1 pseudogene is annotated in these 285 nt (G+C 35.4%); it reads left to right on the forward strand.

The window, feature by feature from the left end:
- Nucleotides 1-53: 53 nt before the first annotated feature.
- Nucleotides 54-285, forward strand: a pseudogene (locus AAEY78_RS12660) (hypothetical protein); the annotation flags it as partial.

The following is a 285-nucleotide window of genomic DNA, read 5'->3' on the forward strand; positions in this document are numbered from 1 at the left end:
CTGCCAGTGCCACATTTGAATGTTAAACAGACCCTAATAAATAAGGACAAATAATGAATAAGTCTGACGAAAACAACTTTACAAAGGAAAATCAAGCAAAAGATAGTCAAGTGCAAAGTGGTCAAGAACAAGATAGTCAAGCAGAAAACAGTCAAATAGAAAGAAACCCTGCAAAAAATAATGAAAATATCTCTATTAAATCACTATCGACTGAGAGCACGCCATTTACTAGTGAGGAGCTCATTCACTGGATTAATTCAAGACGTAGTGTGGGTAACTTAGATC

It is taken from the genome of Psychrobacter sp. 16-MNA-CIBAN-0192, from assembly GCF_040309565.1.
Classification (GTDB): domain Bacteria; phylum Pseudomonadota; class Gammaproteobacteria; order Pseudomonadales; family Moraxellaceae; genus Psychrobacter.